The organism is Kitasatospora sp. NPDC042419 (assembly GCF_056437345.1).
In genome coordinates, this window is sequence record NZ_JBWKAW010000052.1 from 1 (window position 1) to 20,883 (window position 20,883).

The 20,883-nt window shown below is 74.9% G+C and carries 17 protein-coding genes; 8 read left to right on the forward strand and 9 right to left on the reverse strand.

The features are described from left to right. Positions 1-571: 571 nt before the first annotated feature. Both AC067J_RS42050 and AC067J_RS42055 read left to right on the forward strand, forming a co-directional pair. The gene (locus AC067J_RS42050; RefSeq protein ID WP_478308118.1) at positions 572-1,666 is read left to right on the forward strand and encodes an isopenicillin N synthase family dioxygenase; all 1,095 of its coding nucleotides are present in this window, start codon (positions 572-574) and stop codon (positions 1,664-1,666) included. A 413-nt stretch (positions 1,667-2,079) separates the two neighbouring features. Beyond that, positions 2,080-2,925, forward strand: a complete 846-nt coding sequence (locus tag AC067J_RS42055; protein WP_478308119.1) for a MerR family transcriptional regulator — start codon at positions 2,080-2,082, stop codon at positions 2,923-2,925. Positions 2,926-2,932: 7 nt separating this feature from the next. Here the strand turns inward: AC067J_RS42055 and AC067J_RS42060 are convergent, their stop codons facing one another. The 4 genes from AC067J_RS42060 to AC067J_RS42075 form a co-directional block, all read right to left on the reverse strand. Then, positions 2,933-5,101 (reverse strand): 3-hydroxyacyl-CoA dehydrogenase NAD-binding domain-containing protein, encoded by a 2,169-nt coding sequence (locus AC067J_RS42060; RefSeq protein ID WP_478308120.1) that lies wholly within the window; start codon positions 5,099-5,101, stop codon positions 2,933-2,935. A gap of 25 nt (positions 5,102-5,126) precedes the next feature. Further along, on the reverse strand, positions 5,127-6,341 hold the full coding sequence (locus AC067J_RS42065) for an acetyl-CoA C-acetyltransferase (RefSeq protein WP_478308121.1): 1,215 nt from the start codon (positions 6,339-6,341) through the stop codon (positions 5,127-5,129). 122 nt (positions 6,342-6,463) lie between these two features. Then, positions 6,464-7,606, reverse strand: a complete 1,143-nt coding sequence (locus AC067J_RS42070) for an acyl-CoA dehydrogenase family protein (RefSeq protein WP_478308122.1) — start codon at positions 7,604-7,606, stop codon at positions 6,464-6,466. Between the two features lie 126 nt (positions 7,607-7,732). After that, positions 7,733-8,902: a CaiB/BaiF CoA transferase family protein gene (locus tag AC067J_RS42075; protein WP_478308123.1), complete on the reverse strand. Its 1,170-nt coding sequence runs from the start codon at positions 8,900-8,902 to the stop codon at positions 7,733-7,735. Positions 8,903-9,185: 283 nt separating this feature from the next. Here AC067J_RS42075 and AC067J_RS42080 point away from each other — a divergent pair, with 283 nt between their 5' ends. The 3 genes from AC067J_RS42080 to AC067J_RS42090 are packed head-to-tail and all read left to right on the forward strand — an operon-like array spanning position 9,186 to position 12,282. Further along, positions 9,186-10,232: a hypothetical protein gene (locus AC067J_RS42080; RefSeq protein ID WP_478308124.1), complete on the forward strand. Its 1,047-nt coding sequence runs from the start codon at positions 9,186-9,188 to the stop codon at positions 10,230-10,232. After that, the gene (locus AC067J_RS42085) at positions 10,229-11,527 is read left to right on the forward strand and encodes a sensor histidine kinase (RefSeq protein WP_478308125.1); all 1,299 of its coding nucleotides are present in this window, start codon (positions 10,229-10,231) and stop codon (positions 11,525-11,527) included. The genes AC067J_RS42080 and AC067J_RS42085 overlap by 4 nt, the downstream gene beginning before the upstream one ends. Next, the gene (locus AC067J_RS42090; RefSeq protein ID WP_478308127.1) at positions 11,524-12,282 is read left to right on the forward strand and encodes a response regulator; all 759 of its coding nucleotides are present in this window, start codon (positions 11,524-11,526) and stop codon (positions 12,280-12,282) included. Before AC067J_RS42085 ends, AC067J_RS42090 begins: the two co-directional genes overlap by 4 nt. Positions 12,283-12,345: 63 nt before the next feature. Here AC067J_RS42090 and AC067J_RS42095 read toward each other — a convergent pair whose 3' ends face one another. Next, positions 12,346-12,861 (reverse strand): hypothetical protein, encoded by a 516-nt coding sequence (locus AC067J_RS42095; protein ID WP_478308128.1) that lies wholly within the window; start codon positions 12,859-12,861, stop codon positions 12,346-12,348. 174 nt (positions 12,862-13,035) lie between these two features. Further along, positions 13,036-13,452 (reverse strand): hypothetical protein, encoded by a 417-nt coding sequence (locus AC067J_RS42100; RefSeq protein WP_478308130.1) that lies wholly within the window; start codon positions 13,450-13,452, stop codon positions 13,036-13,038. Between the two features lie 329 nt (positions 13,453-13,781). Here AC067J_RS42100 and AC067J_RS42105 point away from each other — a divergent pair, with 329 nt between their 5' ends. Then, positions 13,782-14,441, forward strand: coding sequence for a Pr6Pr family membrane protein (locus tag AC067J_RS42105; protein WP_478308131.1), 660 nt, complete (start codon positions 13,782-13,784; stop codon positions 14,439-14,441). Positions 14,442-14,512: 71 nt separating this feature from the next. Here AC067J_RS42105 and AC067J_RS42110 read toward each other — a convergent pair whose 3' ends face one another. Both AC067J_RS42110 and AC067J_RS42115 read right to left on the reverse strand, forming a co-directional pair. After that, on the reverse strand, positions 14,513-14,884 hold the full coding sequence (locus AC067J_RS42110; RefSeq protein WP_478308152.1) for a toxin Doc: 372 nt from the start codon (positions 14,882-14,884) through the stop codon (positions 14,513-14,515). Between the two features lie 112 nt (positions 14,885-14,996). After that, entirely contained in the window at positions 14,997-15,209 is a 213-nt protein-coding gene (locus AC067J_RS42115; RefSeq protein ID WP_478308132.1) for a hypothetical protein, read from the reverse strand. 452 nt (positions 15,210-15,661) lie between these two features. On the opposite strand from AC067J_RS42115, the gene AC067J_RS42120 reads away from it, so the two are divergent. Then, complete coding sequence (locus tag AC067J_RS42120; protein ID WP_478308133.1) at positions 15,662-17,167, forward strand: S41 family peptidase; 1,506 nt, start codon at positions 15,662-15,664, stop codon at positions 17,165-17,167. A 104-nt stretch (positions 17,168-17,271) separates the two neighbouring features. Here the strand turns inward: AC067J_RS42120 and AC067J_RS42125 are convergent, their stop codons facing one another. Further along, entirely contained in the window at positions 17,272-18,879 is a 1,608-nt protein-coding gene (locus tag AC067J_RS42125; RefSeq protein ID WP_478308134.1) for an ABC-F family ATP-binding cassette domain-containing protein, read from the reverse strand. 697 nt (positions 18,880-19,576) lie between these two features. Between AC067J_RS42125 and AC067J_RS42130 the strand changes: the two genes are divergently transcribed. Beyond that, positions 19,577-20,824 carry a trypsin-like serine peptidase gene (locus AC067J_RS42130; RefSeq protein ID WP_478308136.1) on the forward strand — a complete coding sequence of 416 codons (1,248 nt, stop codon included), beginning with the start codon at positions 19,577-19,579 and terminating at the stop codon, positions 20,822-20,824. Positions 20,825-20,883 lie beyond the last annotated feature (59 nt).

Sequence of the window (20,883 nt, forward strand, 5' to 3'; positions counted from 1 at the left end):
CCTCGGCGGCGCCGGCCGGGGCGGCGCGTGCCGCGGGGGCGTCGGGTGGGCGGTCGGCGCGGGGGCCGGGGGGGGGGGGGGGCCGGGGGGGCGGGCGCGGGGGGGGGGGGGGGGGGGGGGGGGGGGGGGGGGGGGGGGGGGGGGCGCCCGCCACGGGCCCTCCCGCCCCCGCCCTCCTGCCTGCCCCGCACTCGCCCCCTTGCCTGCCGTCCACTGTGGGAGCACCATCTCGTTATGGCTATGACATGTACAGACCCGGATCCTCCCGCACCCCGGGTCCTCCGGTACCCCGGGCCCGCCGCCACCCCGGGCCCTTCTCCGCCCCTCGAACCCTTGATCTAGGCTGGTGACGTGCTCATACTCGTTCGCCGTCGCCACGTGGACCTGCTCCGCGTGACCAGCATGTCCTGTCGACGCTCCAGCTGAACCTCGCACCCTCCCACCCTCAGCGCGGCCCCTGCCGGCCGTTCCCCCTCCCCGACCCCCGGGCACACCCGCCGCACCAGGCGCGTCCCCGGCGTCCCCGGTCACCACCGGAACCGGTCGGGACGAGACCCAGCGGATGTCACCCATGACGCAGCAGCACCCCACCACCCCCTCCACCGAGCCCGCCGCCGAGCCCGCCGCCGGGACCGCGGCCGGGACCGCTCCCTCCGGACTGGACAGCCTCCCGGTGATCGACCTCTCGCTCGCCGACGGCAGCCCGGAGGACCGCACCCGGCTGCACGACGAGCTCCGCGCCGCAGCCACCGACGTCGGCTTCTTCCAGCTCGTCGGCCACGGCGTCACCCCGGAGGAGACGGTCGCCCTCACCGCCGCCATGCGGGCCTTCTTCGCCCTCCCCGAGGCCGACCGCCTCGCCGTCGCCAACCTCAACTCCCCGCACTACCGGGGCTACACGCGCACCGGCGACGAGCGCACCGGCGGCAGCCAGGACTGGCGCGACCAGCTCGACATCGGCGCCGAACTGCCCCCGCACGTCCCCGCCTCCGACGAGCCGGCCTACTGGTGGCTGGAGGGCCCCAACCAGTGGCCCGAGTCGCTCCCGGAGCTGCGGACCGCCGCCCTCGGCTGGATCGACCGGCTCGGCGCCGTCGCCCGGCGGCTGCTGCACGAACTGCTCGCCGCGATCGGCGCCCGCCCCGACTTCTACGACCACGCCTTCGCCGGCCACCCGCACCTGCGGCTCAAGCTGGTCCGCTACCCGGGCACCGCGCCCGACGGCGCCGGCCAGGGCGTCGGCGCGCACAAGGACTACGGCTTCATCACCCTCCTCCTCCAGGACACCGTCGGCGGCCTCCAGGTGGAGCGCGCGGACGGCAGCTTCCTGGAGGTCCCGCCCATGGAGGGCGCCTTCGTGGTCAACCTCGGCGAGCTGCTGGAGGTCGCCACCGACGGCTACCTGAAGGCCACCAGCCACCGGGTGGTCAGCCCGGCCGGCGCCCGCGAGCGCTTCTCCGTCCCGTTCTTCTACAACCCGCGCCTCGACGCCCACGTCGAGCCGCTGGACTTCCCGCTCGCCCACCACGCCCCGGGCGCCACCCAGGACCCGGCCAACCCGCTCTACGCCGACTTCGGCTTCAACGAGTGGAAGGGCTACACGAGGGCGCACCCCGAGGTCACCCGCCGCCACCACCCCGACCTCGTCGACTCCCCCGCCCGCTGACGGCGGAGCCACCGCCGACGCGCACCCGGCCTCACGGGTGCGCGCCGGTCCCCGCACCGGCGGCTTCCCGGGGAACGGGCGGACGCCCGACGGGGTGTCAGGCGGCCCGTCCGGGGCGCCGGGAGGGGTCGGCCGGCCTCGAACGCCCAGCCACCGAGGGCGGACCGCGCGCTCCGGGGGCTGCCGTCGGCCTTGCAGGCGCGGGGGATCACGCCGTCGGTGCCGACGGCGAAGACCTCCGCCGCGTCGTCCACCGGGCGGCCCGACCGCCCACCGGGCCTGTCCGGCCGCCCACCGGGCCCGCCCACCGGGCCTGCCCGCCGCTCCGGTGGACCGGGTGACACAGCGCTGTCACACTCGTGCTGTCACAGCAGTGGTGCGAGACGCGTCGGGCGAGGAACGGGGAGGCGGGGGTGGACGTGCGGCTGACGGTGGACGAGCTCGCGGCACGGGCGGGCGTGACGGTGCGGACGGTGCGGTTCTACGGCACAAAGGGGCTGCTGCCGCCGCCCGTACTGGGGGCCCGGCGGGTGGGGTGGTACGGGGCCGAGCACCTGGACCGGCTGGGGCTGATCGAGGAGTTGCAGCGGCAGGGGCTGACCCTGGCGGCGATCGAGCGCTACCTGGGGCGGCTGCCGCACGACTCGACACCGCTGGACCTGGCGATCCACCGGGCGCTGGTCGCTTCCTGGACGCCGGAGGCACCGGAGGAGGTGGCCCGGGGGCAGGTGGAGCGACGGGCCGGCCGGCCGCTGTCGGAGGAGCAGCTGGACCGGCTGGCCGCGATGGGGGCGCTGGAGCGGACGACGGACCCCGAGGTGTTCCGGGTGGACCCCGGGCTGCTGCCGCTGGGCGTGCGGATCCTGGACGTGCCGATCCCGCTGGAGACCCTCCAGGCGGCGCGCGCGGTGGTGCTGGAGCACAGCCGGGCGACGGCGCGGGAGTTGCAGCGGCTGTTCCGGGAGACGGTGTGGAAGCCGTACCGGGAGAGCGAGCCGGCACCGGACGAGGTGGAGCGGATGAAGGCGCTCACGGACCACATCCAGCCCATGGTGGCGCAGGCGCTGGTGACGGCGTTCCAGCGGTCGCTGCGCGAGGAGCTGGGCGAAGACCTGGGCGAGGAACCGGACCGGGAGCCGAACCGGGAGCCGGGCGAGGAACCGGAACGGGAGCCGGGTCAGGAACCGGGCGAAGCGTCGGGCGAGGCCGTGGGAAGTCCCACGACCCCGCCCGGTGCGGTGGAGCGACCGGTGGACTGACGGCCCGTCAGTCCGCGAAGACCCGGCCCTCGGCGGCGATCCGCTCCAGCAGGGCCGGCGGCGCGAACCGCTCGCCGTACGCGGCGGCGAGTTCGCGGGCGCGGGCCGCGAAGCCGGCCGGGCCGCCCGGGTAGCCGTTGACGTACTGGAGGACGCCGCCGGTCCAGGCGGGGAAGCCGATGCCGAGGATGGAGCCGACGTTGGCGTCGGCGACGGAGGTGAGCACGCCCTCCTCCAGGCAGCGGACCGAGTCCAGCGCCTCGCTGAACAGCATCCGCTCCTTGAGGTCCTCGAAGGGGATCTCCACGGAGGCCTCGGTGAAGTGCTCGCGCAGGCCCGGCCAGAGCCGGCCTCGCCGGCCGTCCTCGCCGTACTCGTAGAAGCCGGCGCCGCCGCTGCGGCCGGGGCGGCCGAACTCGTCGACCATCCGGTCCACCACCGCGTCGGCCGGGTGGGCGGTCCACTCGCCGCCCGCGGCCTCGACGGCCCGCCTGTGCTCGTCGCGGATCTTCCGCGGCAGGGTCAGGGTCAGCTCGTCGAGCAGCGACAGCACCTTGGCGGGGTACCCGGCCTGGGCGGCGGCCTGCTCGACGGTGGCCGGGTCGACGCCCTCGCCGACCATGGCGACGCCCTCGTTGATGAACTGGCCGATCACCCGGGAGGTGAAGAAGCCGCGCGAGTCGTTGACCACGATCGGCGTCCGGTCGATCTGCCGGACCAGGTCGAACGCGCGGGCCAGCGCCTCGTCACCGGTCTGCGGCCCGCGGATGATCTCCACCAGCCGCATCCTGTCGACCGGCGAGAAGAAGTGCAGACCGATGAAGTCGGCGGTGCGCCCGACGCCCTCCGCGAGCAGGCCGATCGGCAGGGTGGAGGTGTTGGAGCAGAGCAGCGCGTCCGGCGCGACGACGCCCTCGACCTCCTGGAAGACCTTGTGCTTCAGCTCGGGGTTCTCGAAGACCGCCTCGATCACCGCGTCGCAGCCGGCCAGGTCGGCGGCCTCGGCGGTGGGGGTGATCCGGGCGAGCAGTTCGTCGCGCTGCGCCTCGGTGGTCCGGCCGCGGGCCACCGCCTTCGCCAGCAGCCCCTCGGAGTAGGCCTTTCCGCGCTCGGCGGCCTCGACGGTGACGTCCTTGAGGAGCACCTGGATGCCCGCCTTGGCACAGGTGTAGGCGATGCCGGCGCCCATCATGCCGGCGCCGAGCACGGCGACCTTGCGGACCGTCCGCTTCTCGAAGGAATCCGGCCGCCCGGCGCCGGAGTTGACCGCCTGCATGTCGAAGAAGAGGGCCTGGATCATGTTCTTGCTGGTCTGCCCGCAGGCCAGCTCGGTGAAGTAGCGGGCCTCGATGACCATGGCCGTGTCGACGTCCACCTGCGCGCCCTCGACCGCGGCGGCGAGCACGTTGCGCGGCGCCGGGTAGGGCGCGCCGGCGAGCTGCTTGCGCAGGTTGGACGGGAAGGCGGGCAGGTTGGCGGCGAGGGCCGGGGTGCTGGGGGTGCCGCCGGGGATCTTGTACCCCTTGACGTCCCAGGGCTGGACGGCGGTCGGGTTGGCCTCGATCCAGGCGTGCGCCCGGGCGGTCAACTCGTCGGAGCTGTCGACGAGTTCGTGGACCAGCCCGTTGTCGAGGGCCTGTGCCGGCCGGTACTGGCGGCCCTGCAGCAGGACCTTGAGCAGGGCGTCGGTGATGCCGAACAGCCGGACCGTGCGGACGACTCCGCCGCCGCCCGGGAGCAGGCCGAGGGTGACCTCGGGCAGGCCGATCCGGCTGGCGGGGGTGTCCAGGGCGATCCGGTGGTGGCAGGCGAGGGCGAGTTCCAGACCGCCGCCGAGCGCGCTGCCGTTGATCGCGGCGACCACCGGCTTGCCGAGCGTCTCCAGGGTGCGCAGGGCGCGCTTGATCCGCATCGACTTCTCGAAGACGGCGGCGGCGTCCTCGGGGCGGGCGGCGGAGAGCATCCTCAGGTCGCCGCCGGCGAAGAAGGTCTTCTTCGCGGAGGTGACGACGACGCCGCGCAGGTCGTCGCCGAGGGCGGCCAGCCGGGCGACGGCGGCCTCGAAGTCGGCCGTGAAGGCCTCGTTCATGGTGTTGACGGACTGGGTGGGGTCGTCGAGGACGAGGGTGACCACGCCCTCCTGGTCCTGCTCCCAGCGGATGGTGGTGTCAGACATGGGATCTACGTCTCCAGGAGGGGGGTCAGATGCGCTCGACGACGGTGGCGATGCCCATGCCGCCGCCCACGCAGAGGGTGGCCAGGCCGTAGCGGAGGTCGCGCCGCTCCAGCTCGTCGATCAGGGTGCCGAGGATCATCGCGCCGGTGGCGCCGAGCGGGTGGCCGAGGGCGATCGCGCCGCCGTTGACGTTCACCTGCTCGGGCGAGAAGCCCATCTCGCGGATGAAGCGCAGGGCGACGGCGGCGAAGGCCTCGTTGATCTCGACCAGGTCGATGTCGGCGGCGGTCAGCCCGGCCTTGGCGAGCGCCTTGCGGGTGGCGGGCGCCGGGCCGGTGAGCATGATGGTCGGCTCGGAGCCGGACACGGCGGCGGAGACGATCCTGGCGCGCGGGCGCAGCCCGTACCGCTCGCCGACCTCGCGGTTGCCGATGGCGACGAGGGCCGCGCCGTCCACGATGCCGGAGGAGTTGCCGGCGTGGTGGACGTGGTCGATGGCCTCCACCCAGTGGTACTTCTGCAGGGCGACGGCGTCGAAGCCGCCGGCCTCGCCGATGCCCGCGAAGGAGGGCTTGAGCCCGGACAGCGTCTCGACCGTGGTGCCGGGGCGGATGAACTCGTCGCGCTCCAGGACGACCAGGCCGTTGCGGTCGCGCACCGGGACGACCGAGCGGTCGAAGAACCCGTCGGCCTGGGCCTTGGCGGCGCGCGCCTGGGACTCGGCGGCGAAGGCGTCGACGTCGGTGCGGGAGTAGCCCTCGATGGTGGCGATCAGGTCGGCACCGACGCCCTGCGGGACGAAGTAGCCCTCGTAGTTGGTCATCGGGTCCATCGCCCAGGCGCCGCCGTCGGAGCCCATCCGGACCCGGGACATCGACTCGACGCCACCGGCCAGGACGAGGTCCTCCCAGCCCGAACGGACCTTGGCGGCGGCCAGGTTGACGGCTTCGAGGCCGGAGGCGCAGAAGCGGTTCTCCTGGACGCCCGCCACGGTGTCGGGCAGGCCGGCCGCGATGGCGGCGATCCGGGCGATGTCGGACCCCTGGTCGCCGATCGGGCTGACCACGCCGAGCACGATGTCGTCGACCGCCGCCGGGTCCAGGCCGGGGAAGCGGTGGCGCAGTTCGTGGATCAGGCCGACGACGAGGTCGATCGGCTTGGTGCCGTGCAGCGAGCCGGTGGCCTTGCCCCGGCCGCGCGGGGTGCGGATCGCGTCGTAGACGTACGCTTCGGTGGTCACGGTGAAGAGCCTTTCGGGCGCGGGAGCCTGCGCGGTTGGGCGGGCGGTTCGGGTCTGCGGTTCGGGTCTGCGGTCCGGCCCGCGGACGGGCCGGCGGTGGGGCCTGCGGAAGTGCGGTGCGGTCAGCCGAGGATGGAGCGGCCGACGATCTCCTTCATGATCTCGGTGGTCCCGCCGTAGATGGTCTGGATACGGCCGTCGGTGAACGCCCGGGCGACCGGATACTCGCTCATGTACCCGTATCCGCCGTGGAGTTGGAGGCAACGGTCGGCGGTGCGCTTCTGCAGTTCGGTGGCCCACCACTTGGCCATCGAGGCATCGGCCGGGGTGAGCGCGTACCGGTTGTGCTCGGTGATGCAGCGGTCGACGAAGGCGCGGGTGACCGCGCACTCGGTGGCCAGTTCGGCGATCTCGAAGCGGACGTGCTGGAGCTTGGCCAGCGGCCGCCCGAAGGCCTCGCGCCCCTTGACGTACTCGGTGGTGATCTCGACCAGGTACTCGGCCTCGGCGATCGCGGCGGCAGCGATGGCGAGCCGCTCCTGGGCGAGGTTCTGCATCAGGTGGACGAAGCCCCCGTTCAGCTCGCCGAGCAGGTTCTCCTTGGGGACGCGGACGTCCTGGAAGAACAGCTCGGCGGTGTCCTGGGCCTTCTGGCCGATCTTGTCGAGGTTGCGGCCGCGTTCGAAGCCCGGCATGCCGCGCTCGACCACCAGCAGGCTGAGGCCGTGCGCGCCGCCCTCGGGGGTGGTGCGGGCGACCACGACCACCAGGTCGGCGAGGATCCCGTTGGAGATGAAGGTCTTGGCGCCGTTGAGCAGGTAGTGGTCACCCCGGTCGTCCGCCCGGGTGCGGATGCCCTGGAGGTCGGATCCGGTGCCGGGCTCGGTCATCGCGATGGCGGTGATCAGCTCGCCGGTGCAGAAGCCGGGCAGCCAGCGGCGCTTCTGCTCCTCGGTGGCGAGCGAGGTGAGGTAGGGGCCGATGATGTCGTTGTGCAGTCCGATCGCCAGACCGGAGGCGCCGGCCCGGGCGAACTCCTCGGCCAGCACGGCGGCGTAGCGGAAGTCGGCGGTGCCCCCGCCGCCGTACTCCGCGGGGACGGCGAGCCCGAGCAGGCCCTGCCGGCCGGCGGCCGGCCAGGCCTCGCGGTCGACGATGCCGGCCTTCTCCCAGCGGTCGTAGTGCGGCAGCACCTCCTTGGCGAGGAAGGACCGGACGGTCGCCCGGAAGTCCTCGTGCTCGTCGGTGAAGAGGTCGCGTTGCACGGCGGGCTCCTTGGGGGTCGAGGAGGGCTGCGAGCCGGTGGGGTGCGGGTCGGGGAGGGCTGCGGGGGCGGGTCGGGGTGGGTCGGGGTGGGTCAGGGCAGGGCGGGCGGGACGCGGCGCGGGCCGTCAGCCGGTGCCCGGCGACCCCGCCGCGAGCGAGGGCACACCCCAGTCGCGGGCGACCTCCGCGGTGTCGGCGCCCGGCCGGGCGGGCGGACGGCGCAGCTCCCCCGGGGTGGCGGAGAACCGCGGGGCGGGCGCGGGCTGGGTGACGCCGTCCACCTCGACGTAGGTGGACCGGCTCACCAGGTGTTCGTGCGCGGCTGCCTGACGCATCGTCAGCACCGGCTCCACGCAGGCGTCGGAGCCGGCGAAGACGGCCTCCCACTCGGCCCGGGTGCGGCCGGCGAACCGGGCGGCGATCCGGGCCCGCAGCTCGGGCCAGCGGGCGGTCTCCCACTGGCCGGGTGCGTCGGGGCCGAGCTCCAGCAGCCGGGCGAACTCGGCGTAGAACTGCGGCTCCAGCGCGCCGACCGCGAGGTGGCCGCCGTCGGCGGCGGGGTAGACGGCGTAGAACGGCGCGCCGCCGTCGAGCAGGTTGGCGCCCCGCCGGTCCTGCCAGCGGCCGCCGGCGAGCAGGCCCAGGAGGACGGCGGTGAGGTGGGCCGCGCCGTCGACGACGGCGGCGTCGACGACCTGGCCGGCGCCGGTGGCCCGGGCGTGGTGCAGTGCGGCGAGGAGGCCGACGACCAGGTAGAGCGAGCCGCCGGCGTAGTCGCCGAGCAGGTTGGCGGGGACGGCCGGCGGCTCGTCCGGGTCCGCGCCCGCCCGGCCGACGAGGCCGAGCACCCCGGCCACCGCCGTGTACCCGATGTCGTGGCCGGCCCGGGCGGCCAGCGGCCCCTGCTGGCCCCAGCCGGTCATCCGGCCGTACACCAGCGCCGGGTTGCGGGCGTGGCAGTCGTCCGGTCCGACCCCGAGGCGTTCGGCGACGCCGGGCCGGTAGCCCTCGATCAGCAGGTCGGCGCGGGCGACCAGGTCGAGCACCCGGGCGGGCCCGTCGGCGGACTTGAGGTCGATCACGACCGAGCGCTTGTTGCGGTTGGCGACGTCGTACGCCGGCTCGATGCCGAGCGGCGAGGGCTCCGGGCGGTCCACCCGGACCACGTCCGCGCCGAGGTCGCCCAGCAGCATGGCGGCGAAGGGGCCGGGGCCGATCCCCGCGAGTTCGACCACGCGGACCCCGGCCAGCGGGCCGCCGTTCCCACGCACACCACTGCCACGCACGGGCGCCACTGCCCCTCCGAGGTCTGACAGTAAAGCTGTAACACTCGCGATGATAGGGAAGCGACCCGCCGGTAACAAGACCTTCGGGGCCGGAGCACCCGGGTCGTCGCGCCCCGCCCGGGGCACCCGCCGCTCGGCCCCGGGGCGCCCGCCGCTCCGCCCACTCCTCCACCGGATGGCGCGCACTCCTCCTCCGGGCCGCTTCCGCCCACCGCCGGATCCCCCCGGCGGGGGAGGCGGATCCCGTCCGCGGAGGACGTGCCGACGGGACCGGGCGCGGGAGCGTGGGGGCATGACCTCAACGACCGCGCTCCGTCCGACCCCGGCACCCACCACACCTCCCGTCGGCCGGGTGGCCGCCCTGGCCGCCGGGGTGGCCGTCGCGGCGACCCTGCCGTACCTCGCCCTCAAGCTGCTCTGGCTCACCGGCCACCCGGTCGGCGCCGGCGACTCCATGGACGACCTCTGGCTCGCCAACCTGCTCACCTTCGGCATGGACGCCATCGCCGTCCTGCTGGCGCTGTCCTTCGTCCGGCCGTGGGGACTGCGGGCCCCGGCCGGGCTGCTGGCGTTCCCGATGTGGGTGGCGACCGGGCTGCTCGGGACCATTCTGGTGGCGATGCCGCTGTCGGTGCTCAGCACCCTGGTGCTCGGGCCCGAGGAGTCCACCGGCGAGGGGGCCGGCGGGGTCTCCGACTGGGTGTTCACCGTCGTGTACGGCGGCTTCGCCGTCCAGGGCCTCGCGTTGATCACCGGATTCCTGCTGTACGCCCGGCGGCGCTGGGCCGGCCTGCTGCGCGACCGGATCGGGGACCTGCCCGCCACTCCCACGCTCACCGTGCAACGGTCGCTCGCGGGTGTCGCCGCGCTGCTCGCCCTCGGGGTGGCGGCAGCCCGGCTGTACTGGGCGTTCGGCGGCGGCGCCGGGCTGCCGCTGGAGTGGCGGGAGCACCACGGGCGGAGCATCGCGGTGCTGGACGGGGTGACCGCCGTGATGGCGCTGTCCGCGGCGGCCGCGCTGCTCGTCCTGGTGTTCCGGCTCCGGCCGGGGTGGCGGCTGCGGGTGCCGCTGGCGGTGGCCTGGACGGCGGCCGGATCACTGTTCGGCTGGGGGTCCTGGCAGCTGGTGGCACTCGGGATGAGCACCGAGGTGACCGACCTGGACCGGGCCGTGCCCGGGCTGATGCCCCTGGTGGAGTCGGTCCAGGTGGTGACCGGCCTGCTGGTGCTGGCGGCCGGCGCGATCGCCCTGGTCGAACGGGCGGCGGCCCGGGACACCGCGTGGAGCGCCGCAACCACCGGCCGCACCGGCGCCGCTGACGTAGAGTCTGCGCAGTGATCACGGGGGCGGGCGCGGGCGCGGGTACCGGCAGGAGCGGGACGGCACGACGGGCGGCGGGAGCGCTGTTCGGGCGGCGGGCCCGACTGCGCTGGGCGCACCTGGTCCTCGGCGGCGCCCTGCTGATGCCGTACTGGATGCTCTCGGCCGTCCTGCTGGGCAGCCTCGACCAGCGCAACAGCCCGCTGCGCCAGCTCCTGCTCCACTTCGCCGCGCTCGGGCTGTCGCTCCCGATGGCCGCCGTCACCGCGCTGGTGCCGATCGCCCGGGCGCTGGAGGGCGCCGCCGCGCGGGCGCTCTGCGAGCCCGCCCGCCCGGACGAGGTCGCCACCGGTCCCGCCCGGTCCTGGGCGGCCCGGTGGCGCACCGCCGCCTGGTACGTCCTGCACCTGCTGTTCGGCGGCATCGTCAGCGGCATGACGCTGGCCGGGGCGCCGTTCGCGGTGGTGCTGCTGGTCTCCCCCACCGGGCTGGAGGAGATGGTGCGGTTCTGGGAGGACCACGGCTTCCCCAGCTGGCTGCCCGGCCCGCTGATGGGCCTCGCGCTGCTCAGCCTGATCGTCTCCACCAGCGCCGGGCTCGGCGCGCTGCTCGGCCGCTGGGCGCCCGTCCTGCTCGGCCCGACCCCGGACGAACGGGTGGCCGCCGCCGAACGGCGGGCCACCGTCCTCGCCCAGCGCAACCGGCTCGCCCGCGAGCTGCACGACTCGGTCGGCCACGCGCTCAGCGCCGTCGGCATCCAGGCCTCGGCCGCCGCCCGGGTGCTGCGGACCGACCCGGACTTCGCCGCCGAGGCGCTGGCGGCCATCGAGGAGACCGCGCGCGGCGCCGTCGCCGAACTGGACGCCGTCCTGGGCCTGCTGAGGGAGGAGGACCGTGCCGAACCCGGCCCCGCCGGGCCCACCCTCGCCGGGCTGGACGACCTGCTGCGCCAGCTGGCCCGCACCGGGGTGAAGGTCGACGCCGAACTGTCCCCCGGGCTGGACCGGCTGCCGGCCGCGTTCTCCCGCGAGGCGTACCGGATCGTGCAGGAGGGGCTCACCAACGTGCTCCGGCACGCCGGCCCCGCGCCCGCCCGGCTGCGGGTCGGACCGGCCGGCGGGCGGCTGGAGATCGAACTGACCAACCCGCTCGGCCCCGCCCGGCCCAGCCGCCCCGGCGGCGGCCGCGGGCTGCGCGGGATCGGCGAGCGGGCGGCGGCGCTGCGCGGCGGCTGCGAGGCCGGGCCGGCGGACGACGGAACGACGTGGCGGCTGGCCGTCTGGCTGCCCGTGGGAGTGGGAGGGGAACGATGAACGACACTGCACGCACCGGGGGTCCCGTGGAAGCCGCGGGCGCCGTGGGAACGACGGGTCCCGTGGAGGCCGCGGGCGCCGGGAAGCCGGCGGACGGCCCCGTCCGGGTGGTGATCGCCGACGACGAGCGGCTGGTCCGGATGGGCCTGCGGGTGGTGATCGACGCCGAGCCGGACCTCACCGTGGTCGGCGAGGCCGCCGACGGCGCCGCGGTCGTACCGCTGGTGCGCGAACTGCGCCCGGACGTGGTGCTGATGGACGTCCGGATGCCCGGCATCGACGGCATCCGCGCCACCGAGCAGCTGGTCGGCGGCATGGCCGACCCGCCCCGGATCCTGGTGGTCACCACCTTCGAGCACGACGACCACGTCTACGACGCCCTGCGCGCGGGCGCCGCCGGGTTCCTGCTGAAGCGGGCCCGGGCGGAGGAGATGGTGCAGGCGGTGCGGCTGATCGCGCGCGGCGACTCACTGCTCTTCCCGGCGGCCGTCCGCGAGCTCGCCCTCCGGTACGGCTCGGCCGACCGGGCGCCCGAGCGGGACCGGGGTCCGATCGGCCGGCTGACCGAACGGGAGGGCCAGGTGCTGCGGCTGATGGCGGCCGGGCTCAACAACGGCGAGATCGCGGCGAAGCTCGTGGTCAGCCAGGAGACCGTCAAGACGCACGTCGGCAGCGTGCTCGCCAAGCTGAGCGCCCGGGACCGCACCCAGGCGGTGATCACCGCGTACGAGTCGGGGTTCGTGCTCCCGGGCTGAGCCGCCGGGGCGGGCCGGACGGGCCGGACGGTCCGGGCGGTCCGGGCGGTCCGGCCGGACCGCTCAGACCGAGACCGCCCGGCGGCCGGACCGCCTCCGGCCGAGCAGTCGACGGGCCGCGAGCTCGGCCGCGCCCATCGCCGCGGCGGCCCGCTCGGCCGCCCGGCCCTGCCGGTAGGCGGCGTTCAGCAGGCCGTCCCCGCCGGCCCGTCCGGTGCCGCCCGGCGGGTCCACCGCGTCCAGGTAGGCCGTGACGGCGGCCAGGACGGCCTCCAGCTCCGGGCGCATCCCGCGCGGGGCGAACTCGGCCGCCTGCTGGACGGCCAGCGCGCGATCGCGCAGCCGGGCGACGTCACGGGCGGAGACCGGCGCGGAGAGGGAACGCAGGAGCAGGTCCGTCGCGCGCAGCAGGCCGATGACGTCGGCGAGTTCGGCGCCGAGGGCGTCCTTGGCGCGGTTCCGCTGGGTGAGCCACCAGCCGACGGCGGCGACGACGAACATCACGGCGGCCGGGACCAGCACCGCTTCCAGGCCGACCGGGGCACCGCCCTGCGCCACGAGGAGGGTCGAAACGGTCATGCCCGCACCCCCTCGGTCGGGCACGGACAGATCCGGTCGCCCGGGAGGGCGGCCGGGCGGGCTGTGGGAGGGTGGAGCACGGGTCGGTCCTTCCGTGTGGTGCGGTGGGCTGTTCCTCCGGCTCGTCCGGCACCCGGGGCAGGGAATCCGCGGGGTCGCCGGACGGGCGGCGGCTCAGTCGAGCGGGTGGCGTGGGAAAGAGCGCGAGGACACCGAGTGCCGCTTGCGCCAGTCGAAGCCGGACTCGCGGGCCGAGAACCGGATGTCCAGCCCGACGGTCACCAGGTGCATGAACCCGATGCCGGCCTGGAAGCCGACCACCGCCTCGATCCGTCCGGTCAGCACCAGGGGAACGCAGACGGCGGTGGCCACCAGCAGGGCGACCGCCCGCAGCGGCAGCCTCGCGACGATCCGGTCGGTCCGGCGACGGCTGACCGAGCGCTGCTCGGCCGCCCGCAGCATCAGCCCGGCGGCCATCCGCCGCTGCTGCTCGGCGAGGTCCGCCTCCGCCCCGTCCCATGTCCGGTACCGCGGTCCCGACCGGGTCGTCAGACCTGGCGGGGTGCCGCGCTTGAATCCCGAAGAAGTCACCGACCAGCCTCCTTGTCGTCCGTCGTCGGCCGCGTCCGGAGCGCGAAAGATCTCCTGCTTGAGGCCGTGGAGATTCCACATGAGCTGCGTGCCGGGCACAGAGGTCCGTGCCAGGCCGGGGAGTTGACTGTGGGACACGTGAAAAAGCCTAGAGAGCGGCCAGGGGCCGACCTTCATCGCGCGGAACCGGCCGCCCGGGCCGCCCGGCAGCCTGCCGGGAGCCGGCCGGGAGGTTCCTTCCGCCCCGGGCCTACCGGCGGGTAGAGTGCGACCTTCCCCTCACGACCGTCCGATACCTCCCGTATCGCCTGAAACGAACTGGTGGCCGCATGTCAGTCCGGACCAGCCCGGCGCTCTGGTGGCGCCTCGGCATCGTGCTCTCGGCGGGCCTCGGCCTGACCCTCCAGACCGCGCCGCTGGTGTACTTCACCGTCCAGAGCAACGTGATCGTGCTCGGCTACTTCATCGGCGCCGTGTACTGGATGGTCAAGCGCGACACCGTCGACGCCCCCGCGCCCCGGCTGCGCGGCGCCGCCACGCTGTACATCCTGATCACCGGCCTGGTCTCGCACGTCCTGCTGGAGCACGGCGCCAACCCGCTGCCCGGGCTCTTCGACGGACCGGACAAGCTCCAGCACTGGTCGTCGTTCTTCCTGCACTACGTCACGCCGGTGCTGGTCATCGCCGACTGGCTGGTGCTCCGGCCGCGCAACGCGTCCTCCTGGCGCGACATCCCGCTCTGGCTGGCGTTCCCGCTCGGCTACGCGGCGATCGTGCTGGCCCGCAACGCGCTCTTCTCCAACTACCCGATGCCGTACCCCTACTTCTTCTTCGACCCGACGACCGAGGGGTACGGCTACGTCTGGGGCCAGATCGCCCTGCTGACGGTCGAGTTCGTCGTGCTGGGGGCCGCCGTGGTGGGCCTGGACCGGCTGGGCACCCTGGTCGCCGGCAAGCTCCGCCGGACCACCGCCCCCGCCGAGGCCTGACCGGCCCCTCCGCCCTGACCCACCCTGCCCCGCCCCGCCCCGTCCCCGCGGCGGCCGGCCCGGACTCCCGCTCAGATCCTCCAGGAGCGGATCCGGTCGGCCGCCGCGAACACGTCCGCCCGCCCCTCGGCGACGTCCCGGGCCAGCTCCACCAGGGCGCCGTACGGCGGGTCGATGCCCTCCTCGGCCGCGTGCATGTAGGCGGCCGTGGTCATGCAGGCGTAGAGGTTGTTGCGCACCGGCAGCGGCCGCAGCAGCACGATGGTGTGCATCAGCGTGGCCGCGCACCACGCCGGATCGGCGTCGTGGCCGAGCTGCGCGGTGTTCACCCGGTGCCGAGCGACGGCCGCCTGCAGGGCCGAGTAGTCCCGCACGCTCAGGTCCTCGGGCGAGGCCTGCTCCTGGACGTCGAGCAGCCAGCGCAGATCGACGTGCAGCAGCATCATCGCGGCACCCTTCCCGCCCCCACCGCCTCGGCGGCCCCGTCCGGTCCACCCGTCCCGCGCATCCCGCCCGCACGTCCCGCCCGTGGCCGTGCCGAGGCCGCGCCCGCGCTCAGGCGGCCGGCGCGTCCTCCGGGAACGCCTCGTCGAACTCCGCCCGGTGGGCGTTCCAGAACGCCACCGCGTGGTCGACGAAGACCCGCCGCTGCTGCTCCCGCACACTGAGGTCGTGCACGTACGCCTTGACGCTCTTCCCGTCGGCGGCGGCCGCCGCGCGGATGGCGGCGAGTTCGTGCTCCGTGTACTCGATATTGAGCGCTGGCATGGCGCCGATGGTACTGGAGCGTACGGGAGTTGGGTACCGGACCGGCACCGCCGGCCGACCCGTCGAACGGGCCCGTGTCCGTACGCCTCCGGGCGGAGGCGGGGTGGCGGCGGCGTACCCCTGGGGTCTCGGTGGGGACCGCTCTGCGGGTGGACGTGCCGGGGCGGGGCGGGTCCGTACCGTCGGTCGTGGGCGGCGGAGGGGTTCCGCGGGGGAGGCCTGGACCTGGGGGCGGCGGGGGCTGCGGCGGACCTCCCCGGTAGCACCGGGGGCCGCCGGGGGCCGCCGCCCGGCCCGTACCCCGGGCGGACGCGACCGGCAGAGCCCCCGCAACCCGCACAACCCGCACAACGATCGCGACCCGGCACGACGGCCGCGATCACAGGCACGCCGGGGCGGGCGGCGACCGCCCCCGACCATCCGAGACGATCCGAGACGACCGGAGACGGACGATGAAGCACGGGAACACCCCGACCAGGACGGCGAAGCAGCGCACGCGAGCCCGGCCGGCGGCCCGCAGGGCGGCCCGGACGACGGGGATCGCGGCGGTGGTGCTCGCGGTGACCGCGGGCGCGGTCGGCGCCGCCGGGGCGGTGCCCGCAGGCGACGGCGGAGCGGCCCGGCCCGGAGCCGGGCGGCTCACGGGCGCCTGGCAGGTGGACGGGTACGGGACGATCATCGAGTTCACCGGAACCGCGCTCACCACCTACGACGTGACCCGGATCAGCTGCACCCCCGGCTGGCTGAAGGGCGAGCAGGTCGGCGCCCCGGGGCACGGCGGGGCCGTCAGGTTCGGCCGGCCCGGCAAGGCGTACGGCGAGCTGACGGTCACCCCCGACGGCCGCAACCGGGCCGTGTACAAGGAGGACGGGGCCAGCGCGATCAAGCACCTGGCCCGGATGCCGGGCGGCCTGCCGGCGCTCTGCCGGCAGCCGGCGCCGCAGGACCCGCTCGCCGCCTTCGACCGGTTCTGGGCGACCTTCGAGGAGAACTACCCCTTCTTCGCCGCCAAGGGGACCGACTGGCGTGCGGTCGGGGCCGCCCAGCGGGCGCGGATCACCCCGCGGACCACCGCCGACGAGCTCCAGCAGGTCTTCGTCGACCTGCTCCGGCCGCTCGGCGACGCCCACACCGCCCTGGCGCGCAAGCGCGCCGACGGGGGGCTCAGCGCCGTCTTCAGCGGTCTGCGGCCGGGCACCCGGGAGCCCACCGACGAGGTGCGGGAGCCGGCGGCGAAGGCCGTCGCCGCCCAACTGGTGGCCCCGGAGCGGACGTTCGGCAACGGCCTGTTGGGTGTCGGCGAACTCCCGTGCGGCATCGGCTACCTGAGGGTGAGCGCCTTCGACGGATACGTCGACGACGGCGGCTACCAGGACCACGCCGCCGAGCTGGACCGGGCACTGGACGTGCTGCTGGCCCACCCCCGGCGGCTGAACGGCCTGGTGGTCGACGTACGGCTGAACGGCGGCGGCTCGGACGAACTGGGGCTGCGGATCGCCGCCCGGCTCACCGACCGGCCGTACCTCGCCTACCGCAAGATCGCCCGGAACGACCCGGCCGACCCGGCCCGCTTCACCTCCCCGCAGCCGGTCCTGGTCCGGCCGGCCCCCACGCCCCGGTTCACCGGCCCGGTGGCCCTGCTCACCGCCGGTTCGACGGTGAGCGCGGGAGAGACCTTCACCCAGGCACTGATGGAGCGGCGCCCGGCCGCGGTCCGGATCGGCGAGAACACCCAGGGGGTCTTCTCCGACATCATGGTCAAGCCCGTCTCGGACACCTTCACGGCCGTCCTGCCGAACGAGGAGTTCCTCACCCGCGCCGGCACCACCTTCGACGGCCCCGGCATCCCCCCGGACGTCCCCACCCCGGTCTTCACCGACGAGGAGCTGAACCGGGGGCAGGACTCCGCCCTGACCGCCGCCCGGCGCCTGCTCGGCGGCGGACACGGCGAGGGGTAGCCGGGCGGCAGGGCCGGCGGCCGCACCCGCTGCCCGCCGCCGCCCGACCGCCGCCGCCCGACCACCTGCCCGACCACCCGACCACCCGGCCGGCCACCCGCCCGTCACATCGGATCCACCGTCCTCAGCTCGCCGTCCAGCTCCAGCCAGCGGGTGATGCCGAGGCCGCGCAGGAACGGCAGGTCGTGGCTGGCCACGATCAGCGCGCCCTGGTAGGCGGCGAGCGCCTGGGTGAGCTGGCGGACGCTGGCCAGGTCGAGGTTGTTGGTCGGCTCGTCGAGCAGCAGCAGCTGCGGCGGCGGGTCGGCCAGCAGCAGTGCCGCCAGGGTGGCGCGGAACCGCTCGCCGCCGGAGAGGGTGGCGGCGAGCTGGTCGGCCCGGCCGCCGCGGAACAGGAACCGGGCGAGCCTGGCCCGGATCGCGTTGTCCCCGGCGGTCGGCGCGAACAGCTTGACGTTCCCCACGACGGTCAGCGCGTCGTCCAGCAGGTCGAGTCGCTGCGGGAGGTGGCGCAGTGGCACCGGCGCGGTCACCTCGCCCACCAGCGGGGCGAGTTCGCCGGCGATGGTGCGCAGCAGGGTGGTCTTGCCGGAGCCGTTGCGGCCGACCAGGGCGATCCGCTCGGGCCCGCGCAGGTCGAGGTCGGCGGTGGTGCCGTAGGGCAGCCGGACCTTGTCCAGGGTGAGCACGGTGCGACCGGCCGGGACGGCGGTGCGCGGCAGGTCGATCCGGATCTCGGCGTCGTCCCGGACCGCCTCCTCGGCGGCGGTGAGCCGGCGCTTGGCCTCCTCCAGCCGCTCGGTGTGCATGCCCTGGAGGCGGCCGGCCGTCTCCTGGCCCTGGCGCTTGAGCTTGCCGGCGAAGATGTGCGGGTCGTTGCGGGTGACGGAGCGCTTCTTGCCGTAGCTGGCGCTGCGGTCCAGCTTCATCCGCGACTCGCTCAAGTCCCGCTTCTGGCGCTGGACGTCGGCCTCGGCGTTGCGCAGCAGCCGCTCGGCCGTCTCCTGCTGGGCGGCGACGGTGCGCTCGTACTCGGCGAAGTTTCCGCCGTACCAGGTGACCTGGCCGTCCCTCAGTTCGGCGATCTGGTCGACGTGCTGGAGCAGTTCGCGGTCATGGCTGACGATCACCATCACGCCGCCCCAGCCGGCGACCGTCTCGTAGAGCCGCTCGCGGGCGGCCCGGTCGAGGTTGTTGGTGGGCTCGTCGAGCAGCAGGACGTCGGGGCGGCGCAGCAGCAGGGCCGCGAGCCGCATCAGCACCGCTTCGCCGCCGGACAGTTCGCCGGTGGTGCGGTCCAGGTCGAGCCGCTGCAGGCCGAGCCGGTCGAGGAGGGCACGGGCGCGCTCCTCGACGTCCCAGTCGTCGCCGACCGCGTCGAAGTGGCGCTGGTCGGTGGAGCCCGCCTCGACGGCGTGCAGGGCCTCGCGGACGGTCCGGACGCCGAGCGCCTCGTCGACCCGCAGGCCGGTGTCCAGGGTGAGGCCCTGCGGCAGGTAGCCGATCTCGCCGGCCACCTTGACGGTGCCGGAGGTGGGGGTGAGCTCGCCGGCCAGCAGGCGCAGCAGCGTGGACTTGCCCGCGCCGTTGAGCCCGATCAGTCCGGTGCGCCCGGGGCCGACGGCGAGGTGGAAGCCGTCGAGGACGGGCCTGCCGTCCGGCCACTCGAAGGAGAGGTCGGTGCAGAGGAGCGAGGTGGTGGGTTGTGCCATGGAAGCCTCCCGGGGGTTGCCGGACGTGGCCGGTCACCGGCCGTGGTCGTGGAGCGACCGGGCGGCCGTCGGGCGGGGGCGTGATCGCGCAGCGATGACGCCGTCGCGGGACGGCGGGGCGGGTCGCGGGGCGACGCGTGGTCGCGGAGCAACACGGGAGACACCGCGGGTACGGAGGCGGAGGCCGGGAGGGGTGGGCCGGGAACGGGCCGGGGTCGTCAGCAGGACGAGGGTCGCCGGGCCGGCTCACCACTGAGGTCGGGCACTCGCACACTCACGGACCGCGGGCAGCGACAGGGCTGCGGCGCGGCGGGGGCGGTGTCTCGGGACCTCAGTAGAGCAACGGCCTTCTCCTGTTCTGGTGGCTGACGGGGAACACGCTACGAAGGTCCGCGGAGCCTCGCAACCGGTTTTTCCGCCGCCCGCCTCCCGGCCTGTCCCCCGGCCCGTCCCCCCGCCGCTCCCGCCGCTCCCCCGCCCCGTTCCCCTGCCGCTCCCCCGCCGTCCCGCCGGCCGTTCCGTTGGCCGTTCCGTGCCGATCGCGTGCCGATCCGGTGACAGCCGCGCCCCGGACCGGTCCGGGGCGCGGGACCGGTCCGACCCGCATGGCAGACTCCTCCCCTGCCACACCCGCCACACCCGCGGCCCCCAGGGGCCCGCGGCGCCGTGGCGTGCATCCACAGGGGGAATTGAACTCATGTCACCGATATCCCGGGCGACGCGTGCCGCGCTGGGCGCCTCCGTCGTCGCGCTGACCATGGTCGTCGCGACCGCGTGCGGTCCGGAGAACAGCGACCCGGTAGCGGCGCCGACCGCACCGGCCACCGCGGCCACCGCCGGCTCCACCGACAAGCCGGGCGCGGCACCGATCAAGCTGCCCAGCGTCGACGAGCTGAAGAAGTGGGGCTTCGACGACTGGGACAAGTGGGCCCAGCAGAACGTGATCACCCCGGCCGTCAAGGGCTACTGGGACCTGCAGAAGATCCTGAAGGCCAAGCCCTACAAGCCGGGCCCGGGCACCCAGCCCACCGCGCAGCCGACGGCCGCCCAGCCCACCGGCGCGGCGCCCACCCAGCCGCCCGCGCAGCCCACGGCCCAGCCCACCCAGCCGGCCCAGCCGACCGCGCAGCCGCCGGGGGACGGCGGCAACGACCCGCAGCCGAAGCTGATCGAGGAGAAGCCCGTCCCGCACCCGTTCGCCAAGCAGTACCACGTGAACGGCAAGCTGTTCTTCCAGAAGGGCAGCGACGAGTACGTGTGCTCCGGCACCGTGGTCTCCGACCCGGCGAACCCGGGCAAGAGCAACCTGGTGTGGACGGCCAGCCACTGCCTGCACGGCGGCAAGGGCGGCAAGTACCACACCAACATCACCTTCGCCCCGGCGTTCAACAGCACCGGCGTGCTGAGCGGCGGCAAGCAGGGCTCGCTGGCCCAGGCCGAGCCGTACGGCGAGTGGGGCGCGGTCGCGGGCATGATCTCCCCGCAGTGGGCGGGCGAGGCGGACCCGGAGAACGGCGGCCCGTGGAGCCAGTACGACTTCGGCATCCTCAAGGTGGCCAACCCGGACGGCAGCGGGAAGTCGCTGGAGGAGGTCGTCGGCGGCTCGGTGCCGATCTGGTTCAACGCCCCGCGTGACCAGATCACCTCCGTGAGCAGCTACGGCTACCCGGCCGGCAAGCCCTTCGACGGCATGGAGCTGGAGCACTGCGACAGCGGCAAGCCGGCCCGCCGGTCGATGGACCCGGCCCGCCCGACGATGCTGATGATCGGCTGCAACGGCACCGGCGGCGACAGCGGCGGCGGCTGGTTCACCACCAAGGACGGCAAGCAGGTGCTGGTCTCGGACACCTCCATCGGCGGGTTCGACAACACCTGGGAGGCCGGCCCGTACCTGGACGACGTGGCCCAGCACGCGCTGGACTACTTCTCCAAGAAGAGCAAGTGACCTCGGGCACGTTCTGAGCCCGTGCCCGCCGGGGCCGCAGCACCTCCGCTGCGGCCCCG

Coding starts and splice junctions, on each gene's coding strand:
- AC067J_RS42125 (WP_478308134.1), bottom strand. CDS start 18,879: ATGGCACAACCCACCACCTCGCTCCTCTGCACCGACCTCTCCTTCGAG.
- AC067J_RS42050 (WP_478308118.1), top strand. CDS start 572: ATGACGCAGCAGCACCCCACCACCCCCTCCACCGAGCCCGCCGCCGAG.
- AC067J_RS42115 (WP_478308132.1), bottom strand. CDS start 15,209: ATGCCAGCGCTCAATATCGAGTACACGGAGCACGAACTCGCCGCCATC.
- AC067J_RS42095 (WP_478308128.1), bottom strand. CDS start 12,861: ATGACCGTTTCGACCCTCCTCGTGGCGCAGGGCGGTGCCCCGGTCGGC.
- AC067J_RS42105 (WP_478308131.1), top strand. CDS start 13,782: ATGTCAGTCCGGACCAGCCCGGCGCTCTGGTGGCGCCTCGGCATCGTG.
- AC067J_RS42080 (WP_478308124.1), top strand. CDS start 9,186: ATGACCTCAACGACCGCGCTCCGTCCGACCCCGGCACCCACCACACCT.
- AC067J_RS42110 (WP_478308152.1), bottom strand. CDS start 14,884: ATGCTGCTGCACGTCGATCTGCGCTGGCTGCTCGACGTCCAGGAGCAG.
- AC067J_RS42090 (WP_478308127.1), top strand. CDS start 11,524: ATGAACGACACTGCACGCACCGGGGGTCCCGTGGAAGCCGCGGGCGCC.
- AC067J_RS42060 (WP_478308120.1), bottom strand. CDS start 5,101: ATGTCTGACACCACCATCCGCTGGGAGCAGGACCAGGAGGGCGTGGTC.
- AC067J_RS42120 (WP_478308133.1), top strand. CDS start 15,662: ATGAAGCACGGGAACACCCCGACCAGGACGGCGAAGCAGCGCACGCGA.
- AC067J_RS42130 (WP_478308136.1), top strand. CDS start 19,577: ATGTCACCGATATCCCGGGCGACGCGTGCCGCGCTGGGCGCCTCCGTC.